At 65.0% G+C, this 22065-nt stretch carries 20 protein-coding genes; 7 read left to right on the top strand and 13 right to left on the bottom strand.

What is annotated here, in order from left to right; translation table 11 throughout:
• Positions 1-149 precede the first annotated feature (149 nt).
• The 5 genes from ACPDIT_RS14105 (at position 150) to ppk1 (ending at position 6668) form a co-directional block, all read left to right on the top strand.
• Entirely contained in the window at positions 150-1397 is a 1248-nt protein-coding gene (locus tag ACPDIT_RS14105; RefSeq protein ID WP_423444527.1) for a phosphoribosylglycinamide synthetase C domain-containing protein, read from the top strand.
• A gap of 39 nt (positions 1398-1436) precedes the next feature.
• Positions 1437-2696, top strand: a complete 1260-nt coding sequence (gene alr / locus ACPDIT_RS14100; protein ID WP_423444525.1) for an alanine racemase — start codon at positions 1437-1439, stop codon at positions 2694-2696.
• Complete coding sequence (locus ACPDIT_RS14095; RefSeq protein WP_423444523.1) at positions 2693-3550, top strand: hypothetical protein; 858 nt, start codon at positions 2693-2695, stop codon at positions 3548-3550. The genes alr and ACPDIT_RS14095 overlap by 4 nt, the downstream gene beginning before the upstream one ends.
• Before the next feature lie 44 nt (positions 3551-3594).
• Positions 3595-4323: a zinc ribbon domain-containing protein gene (locus ACPDIT_RS14090; protein ID WP_423444521.1), complete on the top strand. Its 729-nt coding sequence runs from the start codon at positions 3595-3597 to the stop codon at positions 4321-4323.
• 149 nt (positions 4324-4472) lie between these two features.
• A complete protein-coding gene (gene ppk1, locus ACPDIT_RS14085) occupies positions 4473-6668 on the top strand; it encodes a polyphosphate kinase 1 (protein ID WP_423444519.1) in 2196 nt (731 codons plus the stop codon).
• Between the two features lie 247 nt (positions 6669-6915).
• Here the strand turns inward: ppk1 and ACPDIT_RS14080 are convergent, their stop codons facing one another.
• The 3 genes from ACPDIT_RS14080 to grpE form a co-directional block, all read right to left on the bottom strand.
• On the bottom strand, positions 6916-7680 hold the full coding sequence (locus ACPDIT_RS14080; protein WP_423444517.1) for an RsmE family RNA methyltransferase: 765 nt from the start codon (positions 7678-7680) through the stop codon (positions 6916-6918).
• A gap of 169 nt (positions 7681-7849) precedes the next feature.
• Positions 7850-9004: a molecular chaperone DnaJ gene (dnaJ, locus tag ACPDIT_RS14075; protein WP_423444515.1), complete on the bottom strand. Its 1155-nt coding sequence runs from the start codon at positions 9002-9004 to the stop codon at positions 7850-7852.
• A gap of 15 nt (positions 9005-9019) precedes the next feature.
• Positions 9020-9700 carry a nucleotide exchange factor GrpE gene (gene grpE / locus ACPDIT_RS14070; RefSeq protein WP_423444513.1) on the bottom strand — a complete coding sequence of 227 codons (681 nt, stop codon included), beginning with the start codon at positions 9698-9700 and terminating at the stop codon, positions 9020-9022.
• A 334-nt stretch (positions 9701-10034) separates the two neighbouring features.
• Here grpE and zwf point away from each other — a divergent pair, with 334 nt between their 5' ends.
• Positions 10035-11582 carry a glucose-6-phosphate dehydrogenase gene (gene zwf / locus ACPDIT_RS14065; protein WP_423444511.1) on the top strand — a complete coding sequence of 516 codons (1548 nt, stop codon included), beginning with the start codon at positions 10035-10037 and terminating at the stop codon, positions 11580-11582.
• Positions 11579-12313 carry a 6-phosphogluconolactonase gene (pgl, locus tag ACPDIT_RS14060; protein WP_423444510.1) on the top strand — a complete coding sequence of 245 codons (735 nt, stop codon included), beginning with the start codon at positions 11579-11581 and terminating at the stop codon, positions 12311-12313. The genes zwf and pgl overlap by 4 nt, the downstream gene beginning before the upstream one ends.
• Before the next feature lie 137 nt (positions 12314-12450).
• Here pgl and ACPDIT_RS14055 read toward each other — a convergent pair whose 3' ends face one another.
• The 10 genes from ACPDIT_RS14055 to ACPDIT_RS14010 form a co-directional block, all read right to left on the bottom strand.
• A complete protein-coding gene (locus ACPDIT_RS14055; protein ID WP_423444508.1) occupies positions 12451-13488 on the bottom strand; it encodes a beta-ketoacyl-ACP synthase III in 1038 nt (345 codons plus the stop codon).
• Positions 13485-14528, bottom strand: coding sequence for a phosphate acyltransferase PlsX (gene plsX / locus ACPDIT_RS14050; RefSeq protein ID WP_423444506.1), 1044 nt, complete (start codon positions 14526-14528; stop codon positions 13485-13487). The genes ACPDIT_RS14055 and plsX overlap by 4 nt, the downstream gene beginning before the upstream one ends.
• 61 nt (positions 14529-14589) lie before the next feature.
• Positions 14590-14778: a 50S ribosomal protein L32 gene (rpmF, locus tag ACPDIT_RS14045; RefSeq protein ID WP_423444504.1), complete on the bottom strand. Its 189-nt coding sequence runs from the start codon at positions 14776-14778 to the stop codon at positions 14590-14592.
• Positions 14779-14788: 10 nt separating this feature from the next.
• A complete protein-coding gene (locus ACPDIT_RS14040) occupies positions 14789-15280 on the bottom strand; it encodes a YceD family protein (protein ID WP_423444502.1) in 492 nt (163 codons plus the stop codon).
• Positions 15277-15777 carry a pantetheine-phosphate adenylyltransferase gene (gene coaD, locus ACPDIT_RS14035; protein WP_423444500.1) on the bottom strand — a complete coding sequence of 167 codons (501 nt, stop codon included), beginning with the start codon at positions 15775-15777 and terminating at the stop codon, positions 15277-15279. Before coaD ends, ACPDIT_RS14040 begins: the two co-directional genes overlap by 4 nt.
• Positions 15778-15882: 105 nt before the next feature.
• A complete protein-coding gene (locus tag ACPDIT_RS14030) occupies positions 15883-16773 on the bottom strand; it encodes a LysR family transcriptional regulator (RefSeq protein WP_423444498.1) in 891 nt (296 codons plus the stop codon).
• An 869-nt stretch (positions 16774-17642) separates the two neighbouring features.
• A complete protein-coding gene (locus ACPDIT_RS14025) occupies positions 17643-18500 on the bottom strand; it encodes an aminotransferase class IV (RefSeq protein WP_423444496.1) in 858 nt (285 codons plus the stop codon).
• Entirely contained in the window at positions 18497-19984 is a 1488-nt protein-coding gene (locus ACPDIT_RS14020) for an anthranilate synthase component I family protein (protein ID WP_423444494.1), read from the bottom strand. The genes ACPDIT_RS14025 and ACPDIT_RS14020 overlap by 4 nt, the downstream gene beginning before the upstream one ends.
• 27 nt (positions 19985-20011) lie before the next feature.
• Entirely contained in the window at positions 20012-20692 is a 681-nt protein-coding gene (locus ACPDIT_RS14015) for a TIGR00730 family Rossman fold protein (RefSeq protein ID WP_423444492.1), read from the bottom strand.
• Between the two features lie 112 nt (positions 20693-20804).
• Positions 20805-21560 (bottom strand): TIGR00266 family protein, encoded by a 756-nt coding sequence (locus ACPDIT_RS14010; RefSeq protein ID WP_423444491.1) that lies wholly within the window; start codon positions 21558-21560, stop codon positions 20805-20807.
• Positions 21561-22065: the final 505 nt, after the last annotated feature.

The raw sequence follows: 22065 nt of genomic DNA, 5'->3' as shown, positions 1-22065 counted from the left end.
ACTGGTTCCATGAACATGCGTGCCCGCAAGATGGTCACGCTCGCGCTTGATTTTGTTCGAGGAAGGACCGAGTTTGCCCCCCGGTTCGAAGCGGCGAGGGGAAACACATGCCGGCTGCAGCCCAGAGATCGGGAGAGAACCGCACGCTTATGGTGCTGGGCGTGGGCAGTTTCGCCCACAGCACCACGCGGATCCTCCAGGAGGACGGCGCGCGCGTCATGACGTATCTGACGCGCGACTATGCCCATTGGCCGCCGTCGTTGAGCGGGCCCGCCTATCGACACGACGCACATCCCAGTCCCGTGCCGCTGATTCAACGCGAGGGCGTCAACTTGGTGATTCCCCAGTCCATCGACTGGGCGCAGGCCCGCTGGGCGGACGATCTTCTGCGCTGCGGCGTGCCGTTCCTTTGTCCCACCGGCGAAGCCCTGCGCCTGGAGCGCGAAAGGGACTTCGCGCGCAACCTCTGTGAGAGGTTCGGGATTCCGTATCCCCCCTCCGTCTTTGTGCGCAATCGAGCCGAGGCCCTCGAATGGCTGGCCCGACATCCCGCTCCCTATGTCATCAAAAACCCGCTCTGCGGCCCGTTCAGCCCCGTACACACCATCGTGTGCGAAAGCCCCGAGGCCACACGGGCCTGGCTCGAACGCGTGAATGATGCAGAAGGACTCTTTCTTCAGCAGTACATGGGCCGCGCCGAAGCCGGACACATCGTGCTGGTGAGCCGGGGCGAAATTGTTTCCCTGGTCACCAACCAGGAGTACAAGCGCGCCTTCCACGGGAACATGGGAATCGTGGCCGGTGCCCCGTTGGGGGGGCTGGTGGAGGCCGATCCCGGGGATCGCTACGGCCTGGCTCGGGCACTGATTCATCCCCTGCTGCCCTGGTTGCGGGAGTCCCGATTCCACGGGCCTTTGCAGGTGACCGCCGCCTGGCAGGACGACCGTTGGTGGGTGCTGGAATACAATGTTCGGTTGGGCGTCACCTCGGGTGCCATGCTGTTGCGCATGCTCCGCAACCCCTGGGACACCTTGTATCGCACGGCGCGCGATGAGAAACTGGAACCCCGGTTTCACTCGCACCGCCATTTCGGTTGCTCGGTCACCCTGGCCGGCTACGGCTACCCCTACGTGCAATTGTCCGGCCCGGAACTGCCGCTGGAGGTCCGGCAACCTTTGGAGAATGAAGAGGCCGACGTTTGGTGGAACGAGGTTCGGCAAGATCAGCAGGGTCGGCTTTGGGCCACCGGTCACCGGTTGGCCGACGTCATCGGCTTTGGCCCCACTCTGGAGATCGCGCGCGCCCGGGCCTATGCCAACATCGCCCGCTTGCATTGTCCGGGGAGCTATTACCGGACGGACATCGGCCAGTCACTGTGGCCTCCCGGGTCCGCTTGACCATTCTGCAGACGCCCGATGAATCCACTGCCACCATCCATGGGAACGACTCGGAGTTTGCCCCACGCAGAGGCACCAGCGGCGTCCGCCCCGGCCGTGATTCATTCGGAAGCTCCGGTCTCACAACCGCTGCCCCAAGGCTGGCCTGCGGAAAGGCCCCCTCGACCGGCATGGATCGAGATCGACCTGGCCGCCATCGCCCGCAACTTCGAGCGGATTCGACAGGACGCACCCCCGGGGCTTTCTTTCCTGGCCGTTGTAAAGGATGATGCCTATGGTCACGGCGTCCTGCCCGTCGCCCGATTGGCCCTCCGGGCCGGTGTGCGGTTTCTTGCTGTGGCCACCCTGGAGGAAGGGGTTCGGCTCCGGGAATCCGGCATCCGCGCACCAATTCTTCTCCTGGGCGAACGCGCCCCAATGGAATTCCCGTGGGCCGTCAGGTACGATCTGACTTGCGTGATCGGCGAGCGGGCGCTTGCCCTCGATCTTGCCCGGTGCGCCGCGCGCGCAGAAAAACGCGTCCCGGTGCACGTGAAAATCAACACGGGCATGAACCGCTACGGCGTGCGCTGGGACGAGGCGGGGCACATGTTTGAACAGATCCTGTCGCAACCGTCTCTCCGTCTGGAGGGGGTGCTGAGCCATTTCGCCCAGTCGGATGAACGCGACAAGACGTTTGCGCGCACTCAGCTGAGTCGCTTTCAAGAGGTGCTGCAGATGCTGGAAGGCCGGGGTGTCCGGCCCTCTTGGCGCCACCTTTGCAACACCGGCGGCTACCTTGATCTGCCGGAGGCGCACTTTGACATGGTCCGCGTCGGACTGCTGCCCCTGGGGGTTTATCCCTCCCAGGTCTGTCGTCGCATCCCCGATCTGGAACCGGCCATGACCGTCAAAGCCCGCATTGTCGCCCTGCAACAACTCCGGCCCGGCGACACCGTCGGATACGGCATGCACTACCGCTCGGACCGTCCCCGGCGCATCGCCGTGTTGCCTGTCGGCTACGGGGACGGTTTCCCTCGCGTTCGCAACCAGGGGGCGGTCCTCATCCACGGACGGCGTGCGCCCTTGGTCGGGGGCGTGGCCATGGACGCCTTTATGGTGGATGTCACCGACATCCCTCAGGCCCGCCTGGGCGATGAAGCGGTCCTCCTCGGTCGCCAGGGGAATGAGGAAATTACCGCGATGGAACTGGCCGGCCTCCGGCACTCGGTCGTCTACGAAGTGCTGGTAGGGTGGCAACCCCGCCTTCCGCGGGTTTACCGGAGTCTGCCCGGACCGGACAACGCGTCGGCTCCATGAAACTGCTTTTCTCGGAAGGCCGACCCGATTATTCGCACTACCTTTTCCCTTACGTCGTCTGGGCGTTTCCGGAGCCCGGCGAAACTCCGGCCGATCTTTTGGCCGCCGGTTTCCTCCCCTCGTCGCGCCAGCTCGACCGTTTCTACCTCTGCCGGCAGATCCGGGTGCACCTGCCGAGTTTCCGCCCCTCCTCGGAGAATCGTAGGATTTTGCGCCGCGGCGAGGCGTTCGAAGTCACCCTGCTGCCGCGCTCGCAATTCGACTGGACCCCCGAACGACGCGATTTCTGCCTGGCCTACGCCCGGGCCCGGTTCGGTCCGGAGGTCATGACCGGGGCCCGGCTGGACGAGTTGATGAACTCCCCCATGACCACCCATATATGGCAGGTCCGGCTCCGGGCCGGGGGTGCCGAGGTTGGCCTGGCCACCCTCTACCTTGAACCGCCCCGGGCCGCCTACTACTCGTACGCATTCTATGATCTTGGCTGGCGTCAGCTTTCCCTGGGAATGTTCATGATGACCTCCGCCGTGGAGTGGCTGGCGCGCCAACGTTTTGAGTTTCTTTATCTCGGGACCTGCTACTCGCGAAATGCGCTTTACAAGACACAGTTTGCCGGTGCGGAGTTCTTCAACGGCTTCCGCTGGTCGCGCAACCTGGACGAACTCAAACACCTGCTCGCCCGCGACAGCCGTCCCGCCCTCGAATCGCACCTTCTCGAAAGCCGCGATTATCGGGAGTCATTCTGCCCCGCTCCGCTCTCGAGCCTGGCCGCTCAGCACGGTTTCCGAGCCGTGCCGCCGCATCCACAGGCACCGGACCGGCCTGACTTCTCCTCTTCCGGCACCCATCATTGACGCTGCCCGGTCGCATCACTAGCATCGCGCTACTGGTGCGCACCATGCTTGAAGCTTTGGAAAAACTGCTGATTCTGCAGGATCGCGATCATCAACTGCGGAGGGTTCGCGACGAGTTGGCCCGGCTCGACCCGGAACGCCAGGCTCTTCAGCAGCGCCTGCAGACGGCCCGCAACGCCGTGGAACAAGCACGGCAACACCTGCGTCAGCTGGAAAACCAGCGTCGCCAACTCGAGTTGGAGGTCGCCGGGAAACAACAACTCATCGAACGCTACAGCCAGCAGCAACTCCAAACCCGAAAAAACGACGAATACCAGGCCCTGGCGCAGGAGATCGAGCGCCTCAAAACTGCCATCCGCCAAATCGAAGACCAGGAGCTCGATTTGATGGAACAGGCAGAGCAGACGCAAAAGGAAATCCATGCCGCCCAGGAGACCCTTCGCCAGACCGAAAGCTTCGTGCAAGAACAACTCGCCACGCTCCAGGCGCGCGAAAAGAACCTCCTGGCCGAAGAAGAACAGTTGGCGGCCGAACGCGAACGTCTGGCGGCCGCCCTGGACCCTGCTCTTCGTCAACGCTATGAACGTCTCCTGCGCAGCCGGGGCGGCAATGTCGTGGTGGGCATCGCTCACGGGGTGTGCGGCGGCTGTCACATGCGCCTTCCCCCGCAGGTCGTTGTCAACTGCCGGTCCGACCAGGAAATCGTAACCTGCACCAACTGCGGACGCATCCTCTATTACAGCCGCGAGATGGACATGGAAGTCGTGGACTAGCTTCCCCCGCCCGCTGGTCGCGCTGCCGAGTCGGTTCTGCCTTTGTTTTCCGCCCCATGTGCCCGCTCTCGAAGCGCCCCCTCGCCGGAAGCGGTTCCCCCCGCGGGCACAAGGCCGCCTGATCCCGCAACCCATCGCATTCGCGCACCGTGCCCTCTGCCCCGCAAAAGAAACAGACCCTGCGCCAGCCTCCCGCGCCGGATCCCGGCCGACCTGCGGCAGTCCCGGCGTTCGGCCCGGAACATTTCCTCAACCGCGAATTGAGCTGGCTGGAGTTCAATCATCGTGTCCTGGAGGAAGCCCTTCGGCCCGACAATCCCCTGTTGGAACGGCTGAAATTCTTTTGCATCGTCAGCAGCAATCTCGACGAGTTCTTCGAAATTCGGGTGGCCGGACTCAAACAACAGGTGGAGACCGGTGTCACAGAACGAAGCCCCGATGGACGGACCCCGCGCCAAACCCTTGCCGCCATCCGGCGGCGTGTCTGCCAGATGGTTCGCGAGCACAATGCCTGTTGGCGCGAGCGGCTGGTGCCCGAACTGGCCCGTCACGGCATCCGGTTCCTTCGGCCTGCCGACCTTGACGGGGCGGACCTGGAATGGTTGGAACAGTTCTATCGCACCACCGTCCGTCCCGTCCTGACGCCGTTGGCCATCGACCCGGCACATCCGTTCCCGCTGCTGGTCAACCGGGCCCTCAATCTGGTTGTCCGCCTCGGGCCCGAGTCGCAAACGCGGGCCGCCCCCCGGCTCGCCGTCGTCGAAGTCCCGCGGGTCCTTCCCCGGCTGGTGCGCCTGCCCCGGCAGGACGGTCGTCAAGAGTACGTGTTCCTCGGCGAGTTGATCGGGCATTTCCTTCCCGATCTCTTTCCCGGCCGCGCGATTCGGGGCTGGTGGCCGTTCCGTGTGACACGCAACAGCGAGCTCTATATCGACGAAGAGGAGGTGGCCAACCTGCTGGCGGCCGTCGAGCAGGAATTGCAGCGCCGCCGCCGCGGCGCCGCCGTCCGACTCGAAGTGGCGAAACGGTGCCCGTCCGGAGTCCGCCGGGAACTGTTGCGAAACCTCGGGCTCGGCCCCGAGGACCTTTACCTCATCGACGGGCCCTTGAACCCCGCTCGCCTGATGGTCCTTTATGAGGGGGACCACGCACCCGAGCTGCGATACCCCTCATGGATTGCCCCCACCGCACCCGCCCTGCGGGACCAGGCCGACTTGTTCGCTGCCATCCGCCGCAGCGACATCCTGCTTCACCATCCCTACGAATCCTTTGAGACCATCGTCAGCCTGCTCCAGCAGGCCGCCGCCGATCCCGACGTCCTGGCCATCAAACAAACCCTCTACCGCACCGGAGGAGATCCCCGCATCATCGGCGCCCTCATGGACGCCGTCCGCAACGGCAAAACCGTCGCCGCCGTCGTCGAACTGCGCGCCCGTTTCGACGAGGCCAACAACATCCGCTGGGCCCGTCAACTGGAAGAAGCCGGAGTCCACGTGGTTTACGGGCTGGTCGGCTACAAAATCCACTGCAAGGCAACCCTCATCGTTCGGCGCGAACCGGACGCCATTCGGCGCTACGTGCACCTGTCCACGGGCAATTACAACCCCAATACTGCCCGGCAATACACGGACGTCGGCTTGCTGACCTGCCGGCCCGACATCGGGGAGGACGTCACGGACCTGTTCAACCTGCTGACCGGCATGACCCAGTTCCGCCCGTTGCGTCAGCTGTGGGTGGCCCCGTTTGACCTTCACGCGCGCCTCAAAAGCCTCATCGAACGCGAAGCACGCCACGCCGCTCAGGGACTCCCGGCCCGCATCATTGCCAAAATGAACGCCCTGGTCGATCGCGACATCATCGAAACCCTGTATCGCGCCTCTCAAGCCGGCGTCGTCATCGATCTCATCGTGCGGGGCATCTGCTGCCTGCGGCCCGGCGTCCGCGGGGTCAGTGAGAATATTCGGGTCCGCAGCATCGTGGATCGCTTCCTCGAACACAGCCGCATTCTCTACTTCGAAAACGGCGGGCAACCGGAGGTCTTTCTCAGCAGTGCCGACTGGATGCCGCGCAACTTCTACCGACGCATCGAAACCACCTTCCCGATCCTGGATGGCAACCTTCGCGATCGCGTCATCCACGAATTGCTCGCGCTGCCCCTCGCCGACAATACCCGCGCCCGCATTCTTCAGCCGGACGGTTCCTACCGCCACGCCCGGCCCCGCCCCGGCGAACCCGAACGCCGCAGCCAGTTCGAATTCCTCGCGCGAGCCCGGGCCGCTGCCCAATCGCCCCGAGGTCCCAGCCAGCCCTGGCCAAAACTCCAGGTCCGCCCGCGCCCTGCCTGACCGGGCCTGCCTTTGACAACGCGCAGCATCGGGCCGTTTGTCTCCCCCGGCGTCGCCAAAGCGGATGCGACGGTCCTTTCGAATCTCCTGCTCCGCTCGAACCCTGCCCTCCCGCAAGTCCCGCTGCGCGGGTCCGCTCGGCTCGCGCCAGACCGCAGGTGGCCCGCCCCGAGTTTGGCCCTCCGGGCCCTCGAACATGTCCTTGTGCCCCGCGGGGTGGGCCGATTTGCCCCTGGGCGATCCTCGATCAGGTTCCCATGTCGTCCCCGAGTCCTTCGTACTGGAACACCACCGCCATGTACAGCGCCGCAGTCACGCTGCGCAGGATCCGCGGCCCCAAAGACACCCCCTCCACCCCGGCGCGATCCAGGGCTGCCCGCTCCTCCGCCGTGAAATCGCCCTCCGGGCCCACATACGCCGCGACCGCGTGTGGTAATCGTCCGCCGTGCGCACTTCGATACGCCAAAAGTCGCTGCCTCAATGTGCCACGGGTTCCGTCCAACGTGCCGTACACCTGCCAGTCCCAGCCCCGCGATCGCTCCAGCCAGGACTCCAACGGTTCCGGACCGCCCACCTCCGGCAACCACGCACCTCCGCACTGCTTCAGCGCGTCCACCGCAATCCAGCGCCACTTTTCCAGTTTCGAGGCAATCGCCTCCGCTTCCAAGCGGACCACAACGCGGCGGGTCCAAACCGGCTGCAGGGCTGTCACCCCGAGCTCGGTTGCCCGTTGCAGGATTTCCTCGAAGGCGGCGCCCTTGGTCAGGCCCACCACCAGTGCCAGACGCCGTTCCGGCGGCGGGAAGTGACGTCGTCCGCCCACATGCAACTCCACCTCCCGGCGTCCCGCCCGCACCACCTCGGCTTGCATCACCTGTCCACGACCGTCCAGGAGCTGCACCCGCTCACCCGTGCGCACCCGGAGTACATGCAGCGCATGGTGCGCTTCCCGTGGACACAGCATTATCCGATCGCCCGCGGCCTGTTCCGGCGTGACGTAAAACCGATGCATGGGGAGATCTGATCTTGCGCCTGGTGTTTTGAGGGAGGCATCCCGAGCTCGAAACGCCCTTTTCGACCTTGCGAGCTCGCCTTTCCGGGGCACGCCGGCTGCGGGCCCCCGAGGCCGAGGCGAACTCGTTTGCGTTTTCCGTCCCGCGTTGCCCCGGCGCTCGCGCTCTTCAACGGAAGAACCGTTTCGCCTTCTCGATGAAGCGCTGCACAATCGGGCTCTCCTGCCCGCTGCACAGCGCCGCGAATTCCTCCAGCTTCGCCCGCTGGGCCGGCGTCAACCGCGTCGGCACTTCCACCGTGATTCTGACATGCAGGTCGCCCCGACCGTACCCCTGCACGTTCGGGACGCCCTTGCCTTTCAGCCGGAAGACCGTGCCCGGCTGCGTGCCTGGCGGGATCTTGATCGTGGCCTTGCCGTTCAACGTGGGCACTTCGATTTCTCCCCCCAGGGCGGCCTGGACGAAGCTGATGGGGACTTCGCACAAGAGATCGTCTCCTTCCCGGTGGAAAATCTCGTGGGGCCGCACGTGGATCACCACGTACAAATCCCCGGGCGGGCCCCCGCGCAACCCGGCTTCGCCGTTGCCCGCCGACCGCAGCCGAGCGCCCGTGTCCACCCCGGGCGGGATCCGCAGTTTGATCCGCGTGGAGCGTTCGCGTCGGCCCGTCCCTCGGCACAACCGACACGGCCGCTCGACCACCACGCCCGCCCCCTGACACCGGGGACAGGTCTGGGCAATGCTGAAAATCCCCCGGCTGGTGAACACCTGTCCCCGGCCGTGACAGGCGTCGCAGGTGCGGGTACGGGAACCCGGTTCACGGCCCAGTCCGCGGCAGGCCTCGCACCGCTCCGGCTTGGTCACCGTGATCTCTTTCTCGCAACCGTGAACGGCCTCCTCGAAATCGATCTCCAAATCATACCGCAGATCGTCGCCGCGCTCGGGCGCCAGGGGATCCGACCGGCCGCCTCCGCCGAAAAACTCGTCGAAAATACTGCCGCCGGCCGTCCCGAACACCTCCCGGAAAATCTCGAACGGATCATGGAACCCGCCGCTCCAGCCGGCCCCGGCGCCCGCCCCGGCCGCCCGGGCGCGCGGATCGAACGCCGCATGGCCCATCTGATCGTATGCCGCACGCTTCTGCGGATCGCTCAAGACCTCGTACGCCTCCGCGATCTCCTTGAACTTCTCTTCGGCCGACTTGTCGCCGGGATTTCGATCCGGATGATACTGCAGCGCCAGCTTCCGGTACGCCTTCTTGATTTCCTCCACCGAGGCGTCCCGGCTCACCCCCAACACTTCGTAATAATCGCGCTTGGCCATGCGGATCCAAACGCCTCAGTTCGCCGCGGGTTGCTCGGCGCGGCCCGGAGGATGCGCCACCACCACGCTGGCCGGGCGCAACAGGCGGTCGCGCAACTTGTAACCCTTGCGCAGCTGCCGCACCACCTGGCCATCCGGCACGTCCGTTCGTTCCTCCGTGGCCACGGCTTCATGCAGTGCTGGGTCGAACCGCTGTCCGGTGGCGTCCACCTCCGTCAGGCCCGCCTCCTGAAGGACGGCCCGCAACTGTTGCCATACCAGCTGCACGCCCTGTTGGAGGTTTTGCACGGACTGCGGATCGCCGGCGTTCAACGCGCTCAGGGCCGCCTCGAAGCTGTCAAGCACGGGGATCAGCCGCGTCAACAATGCCTGCTGCGCATAGTCCATCACCTCCTGCCGCTCCCGGGCCGCACGCTTCCGAAAGTTGTCGAAGTCGGCCGCGGTCCGCAGAAGCCGCTCCCAGTGCTCGGCCGCCTGGTCGGCCTTGCGGCGCAGCTCCTCGAACTCCTGCGCGCTCAAGGTCACCGAACCAACGCCAGCCGCCTCCGCCGCCGCGCCGGCGGTTGCTCCCGGGGCCGCCGTTTCTGCGCCCGACGCGGCCGCGGCGCCGGTCCCCGTCTCGGCAGAGGCCGCATTCTCCGGCTTCGGCTCGGCCGCCCCCACTTCATTCACAGGTTGTGCCTTGGGTTCGCTCATGTTCCAAATCCAGTTCCATTTCAAGCAATCAGAGCATACGCGATGCAGCCGTGCGGAGCAATCGTCCCGTCGTCTGCGGGCTTGGCACTCCGACCTGGCCGCATTCGATCCGGAGAATATACTCGCCCGGCTGCGAGCCGTGGAGCCCACCGGGTCGGTCCCGGCTACGAACGGCCGGGCCGCAACCCGCTCCCTTTCCTCGCGCGTTTTCGGGGACAGCCACCCGCCACGGGGAGCTCCTCTGCCCCCACTCCGGGGAGTGAGGTTTCCCTCCCCGCCAGTCTGCCTTCCACTTGCAAATCGTTTTCCCCGCACCATCTTTGCCGCGTTTGTTATGGATGAGCCCCTGGTAAGTTACTGTTCGATCGGGGCCGGTCGACAGCCGCTGGCCCCGTGTACGATTGTCATCTTCGGCGCCAGTGGGGATTTGACGCGGCGCAAGCTCATGCCCGCACTCTACCACCTGTTCCACGCCCGGCAGTTGCCGGAGTCGTTCCAGATCATCGGCGTGGCGCGCCGTCCCTACTCCGAACTCCAGTGGCGCGAAGAGCTCCTCCAAAGCGTCCGACAATTCGGCCGACCTCCCGCCCCTGATTCCGAAACCTGGGAGGCGTTTGCGCGGCGGGTGTTCTATTGCGCAGGCGATCTCGAGGACCCGGCCACGTACAGCCGTCTGGCAGCGCGGCTGCAGGCGTCCGAGCCGGCTGAGCTGCGTCACCACATTTTGTACTATCTGGCGACCAAGCCCAGCCAGTTTGCCCGGGTCGTGGAACGTCTGCACGCCGAGAACCTGCTCCAGCCGTCGCCGGCCCACGGTTGGCAGCGGGTGGTCGTGGAGAAGCCCTTTGGCCATGACCTGGCCTCGGCACGCGCCCTGAATCAGATGCTGGCGCAGCACGTGGCCGAGGACCAGCTCTTCCGCATCGATCATTATCTCGGCAAGGAAACCGTCCAGAACATCATGATGTTCCGGTTTTCCAATGCCGTGTTCGAGCGCCTCTGGAACCGCGATGCCATCGAGCACGTCCAGATCACCGTGAGCGAAACCGCCGGCGTGGGCGACCGCGCCGGTTATTACGAGGAGGCCGGGGCCCTGCGCGACATGCTGCAGAACCACCTGCTGCAGGTGCTGGCGTTGGTCACCATGGAGCCGCCCGTCTCCCTCGACGCAGAGGCAATTCGGGACGAAAAGGTCAAGCTGCTCCGGTGCGTGCGGCGCTATACCCCGGAGGAGGCCGCCCGACATGTCGTGCGCGGCCAGTACACGGCGGGAACTCTGGACGGCCGGTCCGTCCCCGCCTATCGGCAGGAGCCCCGGGTCTGCCCCGATTCCATGGTGGAGACCTACGTGGCCGCCCGACTTTACCTGGACAATTGGCGCTGGAGCGGCGTGCCCTTTTACTTGCGGACCGGCAAGCGCCTGGCCCGAACGGTGAGCGAGGTGCGCATCCAGTTCCGTCCCACTCCCCATGTCCTCTTCGCGGCGCTTTGTGCCCCCACCCCTGCCCCCAACGCCGTCACCCTCCGGCTCCAACCGCGCGAAGGCATCTCCCTTCGGTTCAACGGCAAGGTCCCCGGCCTCGACCTCCGCGCACGACCCGTCCGAATGCATTTCGATTACAACGCCGAGTTCGGCGCCTACACTCCGGAAGCTTACGAACGGCTCCTTCGCGACGCTCTGGCGGGTGATGCCACACTCTTTCTGCGCAGAGATGAGGTGGAAACGGCCTGGGCCATTGCCGACAGCCTGCGTGCCGGGTGGGCAGACCAGCCACTGCGCGAAAACGAATTTTATGCTGCCGGAACCTGGGGACCGCCGGCAGCCGATGCCCTGCTGGCCTCCACCGGCCACGCCTGGCACGAACCCCTTTTGCTCCCATGACGCCTGAACCCCGCGTGCAGGTGTTCACAGATGCCACGGCCCTTGCGGCCGCGGCTGCGGCTGACATGGTTGCCTGCCTCCAGGCCGTGAGGGCCAACCCCTCCCCGGTCACGATCGCTCTCTCGGGGGGCCGCGTCGCCATGCCTCTGTTCCGGCACCTTGCGTCCCTCTTGGCCGCACGACCGGAATTGGTTCGCCGGCTTCACTGGTTCTGGGCCGACGAACGGGCCGTACCCCCGGACCACACCGACAGCAACTACGGCCTCGCCCGGAAACATCTCCTCGAGCCCCTTCACATCCCCCCCGGACAGCAGCACCGCATCCACGGCGAACTGCCCCCCATGGAGGCCGCGGCCCTGGCCGACGTTGCCTTACGCGATCGAGCCGAAACGACCTGTGGAGGCGTTCCGGCTCTCGATGTGGTGTGGTTGGGGATGGGCGAGGACGGCCACGTGGCCTCCCTGTTCCCGAATTGCCGCGTCGAACTGCCGCACCCGTCCTCCACCTACGGCGTCGTCCAAGACGCTCCCAAGCCTCCGCCCGTGCGCATTACGCTTACATGGCATGCCCTGACGGCCGCGAGAAACATCCTCGTTCTCGTTGCCGGTCCCGGCAAGGCCACCGCTTTCCAGCGCGCACTGCGGGGCGACACTGCTCTGCCCCTGGCCCGGTTGCTCCGGACGCGACCGGACACGCGGCTTTACGTGGAAAACGACGCCTTGCGGAAGTGATTACCAGCGCAGGGTCCTGCCCGGGATCCGCGAAGGCAGATTGCGCCGCATTCCCCGACGCCAACGCAGGACCCATCCCCCGGGTGCGGTTCGGGGGCTTTGCCCACGGCCGGGACGTACCTGCCTCTTGTGCGATGTCACCACTCGACAATCGCCGCCGCCCAGGTCAAACCCGCGCCGAAGGCCACCAGCAACACCAAATCCCCGCGCTGGATCCGGCCCGAGCGCACCGCTTCGTCCAGGGCGATGACCACCGAGGCCGCCGACGTGTTCCCATACCGGTCCAGATTCACAAACACCTGCTCCGGCCGCGCTCCCAACCGCTCGGCCACGGCATCGATGATGCGCCGATTTGCCTGATGCGGAATGATGCAGCGGATGTCCTCGATGCCCAGACCGCACCGCTCCAACGCCTCCCGGGCCGCTTGATGCATCGCCGTCACCGCGTTCTTGAACGTCTCCCGACCGTCCATGCGAAGATAGTGCAGCCGCGCCGCCACCGACTCCGGCGTGGCCGGATGGCGACTCCCGCCCCCGGGCATGCACAACGCATCCGCTTTCGTCCCGTCCGCTCCCATGACCGTGGTCAGCAATCCGTGGGAATGCGGCCGGTGTTGCAGGACCACCGCGCCGGCTCCATCCCCGAACAACACGCAGGTGTTGCGATCCTTCCAGTCAATGATGGACGAGAGTTTCTCCGCCCCGATGACCAGCACCGTTTCACAAGTGCGCGAAACCACGAACTGCTGGCCCACCTCCAGGCCGTACAGGAATCCCGAGCACGCCGCCTCCAGATCGAACGCGGCCGCCCGCGTCGCCCCCAACCGGGCCTGCACCAGACAGGCCGTGGCGGGAAATGGCATGTCCGGGGTGATGGTGCAGACGATGATCAGGTCCACGGCCTCGGGACTCACGCCGGCGTGTTGCAGGGCACGCCGGGCCGCCTCCGTGGCCAGGTCCGACGTGCACTCGTGTTCGGCCGCCAGTCGCCGCTCCTTGATGCCCGTGCGCGTCGTGATCCACTCGTCCGTGGTGTCAACCATCTTCTCCAGGTCCGCGTTCCGCAAGACCCGGTGCGGGACATAACTGCCCACGCCCGTAATGGAGCAGGTCCGCGCCAAAAACTGATGCTGGGCACGCGGGTGACGTACGCGCCGGCCGGAGGGAGGGGTCATGAGGCGACTGCGGTCGGGGAGGCCGTGGAACCGGCCAAGAGGGCATTCACGGCGGCCACGCGTTCGGCGATCTGATCCCGCACGTGGTGTCGCACGGTCTCGGCGGTGATCAACAGCGCGCTGCAGAGGGCCCGTTCCCGCGCCGCTCCATGGGCCTTCATCACCGTGCCCCGGAAGCCCAACAAGGGCGCGCCCCCGTACGCCTCCGGATCGAGGCGCCGTCGCATCGACCGAAACGCGTTGCTGGCCAGCAGAGCCCCCAGCCGGCGCTTGAAGTTGCGGTTCAGTTCCCGCTTCAACATGCCAAACATCGCCAGCGCCAGACTTTCGCAGGTCTTCAGAATCACGTTGCCCACGAACCCGTCGCACACCACCACGTCCACACGGTCCGCGAACAAATCGTGACCTTCGATGTTCCCCACGAAGTTCAAATCCGTCTGCTTCAGCAACCGGAACGCCTCCTGGGTCAACTCATTGCCCTTGCCGTCTTCCCGGCCGATGTTCATCAACCCGACGCGCGGCCGGGCCACCTGCAGCACTTCCCGGGCATAGACACTGCCCATGACCGCATACTGCACCAGGTGCATGGGCTTGCATTCGATGTTTGCGCCCGCGTCCAGAAGCACAAAGGCCCGTTCCGGGGTGGGGATCACCGTGGCGATGGCGCCCCGATCCACGCCGGGCAACCGACCCAGCTTGAGCGTGGCCGCGGCGAAAATGCCCCCGGTGTTGCCACGGGAAACCACGGCGTCGGCCTCCCCTCGCGCCACCAGCTCCATCGCCCGGGCGATCGAACAGTCGGGCTTGCGGCGCAGCGCCTGCACGGGCTTGTCTTCCATCGTCAGCACTTCGCTCGCATGGACAATTTGAATGCAGTCCGCGCGCAAGCCCGCGTGCCGCAACGCCGCTTCGATGGCGTCCTGCTGCCCCACCAGGTAAACGACGGCGGGCCGCAACCCCGACCGCAGGGCCTGCTGCAGGCCGCCCACCACTACTTCGGGGCCGTGGTCGCCCCCCATCACGTCCACCGCAATCCGCATAAAGCGACGGCGGCGGTAGCACCCCTTGCACCGCCGCCCGACAGACTCGATCCGCGCCCGTTCAGTCGCCGACCGTCGTCGTGAAGATTTGACGGCCCTTGTAATACCCGCAGGCCGGGCACACCCGGTGCGGGCGCGCCGGCTCTCCACATTGCGGGCAGGGGCTCAACTGCGGCAACCGCAGGACGCTGTTGTAGGCCCGGCGCATCCGCTGCCGGCTTCGCGATGGCTTCCTCTTCGGTACACCCATAAATCGTCCTTCACTCGAATTTCAGTTCATCCAGTTTTGACCAGACAGACGGCGACGCCAACCCGTCCAGGGATTGAGGGAAGCGAGCCCTGCCCGGTTCCGAATGCAGCAAGCCGGGGCATCCCGGCTCGCACAACGGATGGAGCGGAAACGCGAGCAAAATATCCTCGCGCACAAAGGGCGTCAAGTCCACCAGGTCGCCCTCCGGCATCACCCGCTCCGGTCCCGTCAGCGGAATCACGCACTGCCAGTCCTTCAGTCGCACCCAATGGACCACCGGTCGCAAACAGCGTACACACGTGCAATGGAGTTCCAGCTCCAGAGAGCCACGGACCACCAGCTCATCCGAGACCCGGCTCACTTCCAACTCGTACAGCAACGGACCTCCCAGCCGGATCATTTCGTCCCGCGTGTCGATGTCCAGGGCCTCCACGGCCAGCTGGCCCTCCAGCCGCACCTCGCGACGCACCAAGTGCTCCAGATTTACCTGCAGGGCTTTCATGGGTTGGTCCTCCGCGACCCTTCCTTCAATTTTCGCGCCAAGGCGCGACGCACCACGGGCGGCACAAATGCCCGCACGTCTCCCCCCAGCGCGGCAATCTCCTTCACCAGACGGGAGCTCAAAAACGTGTAGCTCTCGTTCGGCATCATGAAAATCGTCTCGAACGACTCGTTCAACTTCCGGTTCATCAGTGCCAGCTGGAACTCGAACTCGAAATCGGACACCGCCCGCAACCCGCGCACCACCGCCCGGGCCCCGCGGCGCTTGACGTAGTCGGCCAGCAGGCCCGTGAACGTGTCCACCTCCGCATTGGGAATGTGGGCAATCGCCTGCCGCACCAGCTCCACCCGTTCTTCAATGGTAAACAGCGGGTGCTTGCCGTCATTGCGGGCCACCGCCACCACCACCCGGTCGAACAGCCGTGCCGCACGCTCGGCCACATCCACGTGACCATACGTGATGGGATCGAAGCTGCCGGCGTAAATCACCAGTCGCATGCAGGCCAATCTAGCACGCGGTCGCCCCCGGACCAAACCCGGCCGAGGGTCGACCCGCTTGTTTGCCGCGCTCCCTCCAAACCCGGCCACGCGTCCCCGTGGAACTCAGGACGCCGGCACTTCCTCCTTCAGCAACGCCAGGAAATGCTTCATGGCCGGCGACAGTACCTTGTTCTTCTTGAGCACCGCGGCCATGGGCCGCTCGATCTTGCCGTCTTCCAGTGTCACCGCCACCAGTGTCCGATTCGTCACCTCCTGGGTAACCGTGCTCTGCGGAACAATGGAGACGCCCGCCCCGATTTCCACCGCCCGCTTCACCGTCTCGATGTTGTCGAACTCCATCACGTACTGCACCGTCACCCCGTGTTCTCGCATCACACGATCCAACGCCTTCCGCGTCGGAATGTCCGGCCGGAAGCCCACGAACTTCTCGCCGTTCAGGGCCTTGAGCTTCACATTTCGCACCTTCGCCAGCGGATGCTCGGGATGACAGATCACCACCATCGGCGTCTTGCGCAACGGGATGATCTCCAGCTTGCTGTCCTTGGTCGGATACGCCACCAGCCCCATGTCCACCACGTTCCCCAACACGTCCTCGTAAACCTGGTCGGCATGCCGGTATTCCACCTGCACCGTCACCGTCGGATAGGTCTTCATGAACTGCTTGATGTACGGCGGCAGGTCGTGCAGGCCGATACTGTAGATCGTGGAGACACGCACCGTGCCGGAAATGATGTCCTTCAATTCCTGGAGCCGGTGATGCAGGGCCTCGTAAGTGGCGATGATCTGCTTGCTGTACTCGTACAGGACCTCTCCCTCCCGCGTCAGCCGGAACTTTTTCTTGCTTCGCTCGATCAACAGAGATTTGAACTGGCGTTCCAGAGAGCTGATTTGCTGACTCACCGCGGACTGCGTCACCCCGTTGATTTGTGCAGCCTTGGTGAAGCTCTGGGTTTCCGCCAGATCACAAAAGACTTTCAAACTTTCGATTTGCATAAGCGCAGTAAAAGCTAATCCAGCGAATGAGTCAATCGTCCTCGGGGCGAGGGCCTTGCCCTGGCGCGCTTCGGTTTTGGAGCCCCGGGTTTACGAATCCCAACCAACGGCCCTTCTCCCCCACCCTTCCGGTGCCGATGGCGACCGAAATTGGGGCCGAGCCCTTGGAGGTGTTCGAAGCGCCGCAATGCCCTGGACACCGGATCTGCAGCGCCGGAGCCCTCCCCGGGGCAATACTGCAAGTGAGAATTCCCCACAGCAGCCCATGCCCATTCATTCCCACCGAACCCATGAAGAGCCGGAAAGGCTTCACGCGTTCAGCACGCCGTGGGCCCGCCCCACCGGGGCGAGAGCTTCACCAGCCCGGGGCAACGCCCCGGGTGGCCGGATCCGAGAATTCACCCCGCCCTGAAGGGGCGGAATTCCGTGTGACACCCCGGCCCTCGCGGTGGGGGCATCGGCTGAAGCCCTCTTGGGCGCGGTGAGAACTGGAGACGGAGTTCCCGGGCCGCTGCCCCGACGGATTGGATGAGCCTCGGCACGTGGATCAGCCGGCGCAATCGGGGGCCAGCAATGGCCGCATCCGGTCGTGAGCACCGGATTCCGCCATCCCTGTGAACGGTTTCGCATCGGCTTTTCTGTCCCGGTGACACCCGGATCCCGCCACGCTTTCCCGGATGTTGAACACACGAACCGCACCGAACTCTTCGTGGACGGCCGCACACGTGCCCTCCCGGCCCTTGAAGATCTCTTCGAAACGGCCGAGGAAGCCGCCGCAAGGATGTACACGCGACGGACCTTCAGCTGGCCGGGCTCCCGAGCCTGCCCGTGTTGTCGGTACTGCGTTTGTTCGTTCCCGCCGGGTCGCGTTACCACGCTTCCGCTCGCTGTACCGCTTGCAGGGCCTTTTCGTAAAGGCCCCACAGCTCTGCCACGCCCGGCCAGCGCCGCAGCGGCCGGCCGTCCCACTCCGTCACCTCGACGATGCCCCGCGTGCTCAAGGTCACAAATACCCCGTCGGCCTCCCAAACCTCTTCCGCCGGGGCCGTCGCCTCCACCACTTCCCAACCCCGAGCCCGTGCCTCTGCCATGACCCATCCACGAGTCACCCCCGGCAATGCCCCCTGCTCGGGTCCCGGAGTGACCAGCCGGTCCGATTTCACCCAAAACACGTTACAGCTACTGCCCTCGATCACGCACCCGTGGGAATCCAAGAGAATTGCCTCATCCAGACCTGCCGCGTCGGCCTCGGCGCGCGCCAGCACCTGCAGCAGGCGATTGCAGGTCTTGAACCGGCTCAAGGGATCGGCGCCCGCCAACCGCACCCGGCTGGTGCAAACTCTCCAAGTCGCGCGCGCTTCCGCCCCGGGCGGGATCGGGTGCACCGTCATGACCAGTGTAGGGGGGCCCGCACCGCGCGGCGAATATCCCCGCGGACCCGGGCCGCGGCTCAACGTCAACCGAAGCACGCCCTCCTCGATTTGGTTGGCCTCCACCAGTGCCAGGATTCCGGCCCGCAGCGACTCCTCGGAAACCGGAATCTGGATCCCGAGAAAACTGGCGCCTGCCTGCCACCGGGCCCAATGTTCTTTCCACAAAAACGGGCGACCACCGGTCAATCGCACGGTCTCGAAGACGCCGTCCCCAAACAAAAACCCGCGATCCATAACGGAGACGCACGCCTGCTCGGCAGGCACGATCCGCCCGTTCCAATAGACCATCATCATCCCTGCCCTGACGAATCCACCTCCGCCAATTCCGTGCGTGCGCCGGGTTTGCCCCATCCCAACGCGGCCAAAAATCCCCCGGCCTTGGCCAGCGTCTCACGGTATTCAGATTCAGGATCCGAATCGGCGACAATGCCGGCTCCCACGGGAAAATGGACCCACCCCTCCAGACAACAGGCGGTTCGAATGATCATGCTCAATCGGCTTTCGCGGTTGAAGCCCAGGAACCCGAGGGCTCCGGTGAAAAAGTGCCGCGCCACGGGTTCCACCTCCTCGATGATTTGCATGGCCCGGACCTTGGGGGCTCCGGTAACGCTCCCCCCCGGAAACGTGGCCGCCAGCGCCTCCAGATGCGAAACGCCCGGACGCAAGCGGCCCTCCACCGTCGAAACCAGATGATGGACCTGGGGGTACGATTCCAATCGGGCCAGTTCCCGAACGTGGACACTCCCGAATTCGCAAATCCGTCCCAGATCGTTTCGCAACAGATCGGTGATCATGACCAACTCGGCATTCTCTTTCGGGCTGGCCCGGAGCTCCAGCGCCAGTTGCGCATCCTCCTCCGGCGCGGCCCCCCGCGGGCGCGTCCCTTTGATGGGGCGGGTGATGATCTGTGAGGCGCTCATTTGGAGAAAGAGTTCCGGGGAAGCAGACACCAGCTGGAACGGTCCGCCGTTCAGATATGCCGCATAAGGGGCCGGAGACACTTCCCACAATCGACGGAACATCTCCCAGGCCGCAATGGGGCTCCTCACCATCAACCGCTGCGAGAGGTTCACCTGATAAATGTGGCCCTCGCGGATGTACTCCTGAACACGTTCCACCGCCCGCAGGAATGCCTCGCGGCTCAGAGTCGAGCCGACCCCCGACAGCAACGGCGCCGCCTCGGTCCCCTTCTCGGGTAGATCGGCAAGCGCATCACCCTCCACTTCCGCCAGGCGCCGCTCCCACGCATCCGCACGTTCCAGGGCCCGCCGTTTCAACCGCGATCCGTCGGGACACAGGCCGGCCGAAAGAATCCAGCCCCGGCCCAGGCAATGATCCCACACCACGACAGAATCGTAAAAACCCACCCAGCCGTCCGGCACCTCCAGGTCCCGGGGGGCACGCGGCGCCACCGCAGGTTCCACAAACCGATTCAACTCATAGCCCCAAAACCCAAACAGCCCGCCCAGGGGAAAGGGCAGATCGGGCTCATCCAGCAGCTCGAAGCGATCCCACACTGCCTGTAACACGCGCCATGGGTTGCCGTAATCCACCCAGACGCGCTCGGGTCCGGCCCCGCCTCGTTGGCTTTGCCACTCGAGCCGCGACCCCTGAATCGTCAGCGTCAGAAAGGGGTCGGCGACCAGATAGGAGTAGCGGGAGCCCTGCGCGTCCGGCCAGCCGCCCTTCAAAAACACGACCCCCGGCTCCGCCGCCAGCCGACGCGCCAGCTCTTCCAGCCCCGGTTGGCCGCGCCATTCACGCACCACCAGTTGCATGCAGGCAATCTGCCGAGAGGAACGCGGTTACGCAAACGCCTTGGGCACGGATTCCGGCGGGCCCACCCGGCGCTCATAATCTAGGATCGCCTCGACCGCCTCCTCCACCTTGTCGGTCACCAGGTACAAATTCAAATCCTCCCGGTCGATGAATCCCCGATCCAGCATCTGATGCCGCATCCAGTCCAGCAGCCCGCGCCAGAAGGTCTTGCCGAACAGAATCAATGGAAACCGCGGAATCCTCTGGGTCTGGACCAGGGTAGACACCTCGGCGAACTCGTCCAGAGTCCCGTATCCCCCCGGCATAAAGACGAACCCACAGCTGTATTTCACAAAACACACCTTGCGGGCAAAGAAGTAATGAAAATGCAGCGGGATGTTGGTGTAGCGGTTCCCCTTCTGTTCGTTGGGCAGCTCGATGTTCAGTCCCACCGACTTTCCCCCCGCCATCGCAGCCCCTTTGTTGGCGGCCTCCATGATCCCCGGCCCCCCGCCGGTGATCACCGCAAACCCGCGCCGGGCCAGTTCCCGCCCCAGAGTGACCGCCGAATGATAGTACGGGTCCGTGCGCTTCATGCGGGCGGAGCCAAACACTGTCACCGCCGGTCCCACCCGGGACATCACCTCGAACGAATCCACAAACTCGGCCATGATCCGGAAAATGCGCCACGGATCCTCCTTGATGAAATGCTGCGCCTGATTGTTCATGGCCGGCAGGGTAGCGACGCCGCTCCCGGACGCAACCCTCGGGCCCTGCCCCCCAGCGATTCCGACGAAGCCCTCCTCCCTCCAGAGCCCACCGAGCCTTCGAACCTGCCTTTCAACCTTCTTCCCGTCCCCCGCGCCGCAATCCCGGGACGGCAGCGGCCAGGCGATCCGCCATACGGCTCAACGGCAGTGACTGCAACCAAACCCGACCGGGTCCACGAAGCACGGCAAAAAACAACCCCTCCCCTCCGAACAGCGCCGACTTGATCCCGCCCGCGAACTGAATGTCGAACTCCACCGTTGGCTGAAACGCCGCCACACAACCGGTATCGATCCGCAAGCTTTCCCCTGCATTCAGCGACCGCTCCGCCAGGCTGCCCCCGGCGTGCAAAAACACCCAGCCGTCCCCCTGCAACCGTTGCATGATGAATCCTTCTCCTCCAAACAGACCTGCGCCGATCCGACGGTTGAACGCAATCCCGATGCTGACCCCCTTGGCGGCACACAAAAACGCGTCCCTCTGCGCCCACAGTTCACCCCCCACTTCCGCCAGGTGCACAGGAACAATGGTGCCCGGATAGGGCGCGCCGAAAGCCACCCGACGCCGCTGTCGGGCCTGGTTGTAGAACACCGTCGTAAAAAGCGATTCACCCGCCAATAGCCGTTTACCCGCGCTCATCAACGCCCCAAGGAATCCCTTGTTGCTCTCCGACCCGTCGCCGAACACGGTCTCCATGGCAATCCCATCCTCCATGTACATCATGCCACCCGGCTCGCCCACAACCGCCTCGCCGGGATCCAGCTCCACTTCCACGTACTGCATTGCCTGGCCGTGAATCTGGTAGTCGATTTCGTGCATCCGGTTCATGGATCCTTGTTCCACAGCATTTGTCCGCTGCTTTGCCAGCCCCGTGCCACACGCATTCAAGCCGCACCGGGCTGTTGCGGGTTCGTCGCGCGGGAGTCTGGATGACTTGCCCCCGGCTCACAAGCCTTCGCATCGACCTTTCCTCAGACCCCTCTGCCGTCTCGAGCTTTTCCAGCCACGGCCGGTCAGGCGGGACAGGAACGCAGCGATTGGAGCGGACTCTTTTTGCGGAAAACCCCGCCGTCGCCGTGGACAGACGCGATTGCTCCCGGCATGAATGTCCCTCGCACCCTGAGGGCCGAATCCGGGTCGAGTCCCGGAGCTTCACGGCTCACACAGGGGCAGTGAACAGGGTAACCGGCCGGAGATTCCGTCATCAGATCCCCGCTACACAATGCCTCTGGACCGGCTGCATCCTGGGTATGAATCTCCCGACGCGCCCGCTTCGGGACCCGGAGCGACGTCGATTCCGTCCCATCTCGGGAACGGCAGTGGCTTCAGACGC

It is taken from the genome of Limisphaera sp. VF-2 (assembly GCF_049537125.1).
Lineage (GTDB): Bacteria > Verrucomicrobiota > Verrucomicrobiia > Limisphaerales > Limisphaeraceae > Limisphaera.
The sequence above is the reverse complement of the archived record's forward strand: the minus strand, read 5'-3'. Positions and strand labels throughout refer to the sequence as shown.

Coding starts and splice junctions, on each gene's coding strand:
- ACPDIT_RS14080 (WP_423444517.1), bottom strand. CDS start 7,680: ATGCATCGGTTTTACGTCACGCCGGAACAGGCCGCGGGCGATCGGATA.
- plsX (WP_423444506.1), bottom strand. CDS start 14,528: ATGCGGATTGCGGTGGACGTGATGGGGGGCGACCACGGCCCCGAAGTA.
- ACPDIT_RS14015 (WP_423444492.1), bottom strand. CDS start 20,692: ATGAACAATCAGGCGCAGCATTTCATCAAGGAGGATCCGTGGCGCATT.
- pgl (WP_423444510.1), top strand. CDS start 11,579: ATGACGCCTGAACCCCGCGTGCAGGTGTTCACAGATGCCACGGCCCTT.
- ACPDIT_RS14010 (WP_423444491.1), bottom strand. CDS start 21,560: ATGAACCGGATGCACGAAATCGACTACCAGATTCACGGCCAGGCAATG.
- ACPDIT_RS14090 (WP_423444521.1), top strand. CDS start 3,595: ATGCTTGAAGCTTTGGAAAAACTGCTGATTCTGCAGGATCGCGATCAT.
- ACPDIT_RS14020 (WP_423444494.1), bottom strand. CDS start 19,984: ATGCAACTGGTGGTGCGTGAATGGCGCGGCCAACCGGGGCTGGAAGAG.
- ACPDIT_RS14095 (WP_423444523.1), top strand. CDS start 2,693: ATGAAACTGCTTTTCTCGGAAGGCCGACCCGATTATTCGCACTACCTT.
- ACPDIT_RS14025 (WP_423444496.1), bottom strand. CDS start 18,500: ATGATGATGGTCTATTGGAACGGGCGGATCGTGCCTGCCGAGCAGGCG.
- ACPDIT_RS14105 (WP_423444527.1), top strand. CDS start 150: ATGGTGCTGGGCGTGGGCAGTTTCGCCCACAGCACCACGCGGATCCTC.
- zwf (WP_423444511.1), top strand. CDS start 10,035: ATGGATGAGCCCCTGGTAAGTTACTGTTCGATCGGGGCCGGTCGACAG.
- rpmF (WP_423444504.1), bottom strand. CDS start 14,778: ATGGGTGTACCGAAGAGGAAGCCATCGCGAAGCCGGCAGCGGATGCGC.
- ACPDIT_RS14030 (WP_423444498.1), bottom strand. CDS start 16,773: ATGCAAATCGAAAGTTTGAAAGTCTTTTGTGATCTGGCGGAAACCCAG.
- ACPDIT_RS14055 (WP_423444508.1), bottom strand. CDS start 13,488: ATGACCCCTCCCTCCGGCCGGCGCGTACGTCACCCGCGTGCCCAGCAT.
- alr (WP_423444525.1), top strand. CDS start 1,437: ATGGGAACGACTCGGAGTTTGCCCCACGCAGAGGCACCAGCGGCGTCC.
- ACPDIT_RS14040 (WP_423444502.1), bottom strand. CDS start 15,280: ATGAAAGCCCTGCAGGTAAATCTGGAGCACTTGGTGCGTCGCGAGGTG.
- grpE (WP_423444513.1), bottom strand. CDS start 9,700: ATGAGCGAACCCAAGGCACAACCTGTGAATGAAGTGGGGGCGGCCGAG.
- coaD (WP_423444500.1), bottom strand. CDS start 15,777: ATGCGACTGGTGATTTACGCCGGCAGCTTCGATCCCATCACGTATGGT.
- dnaJ (WP_423444515.1), bottom strand. CDS start 9,004: ATGGCCAAGCGCGATTATTACGAAGTGTTGGGGGTGAGCCGGGACGCC.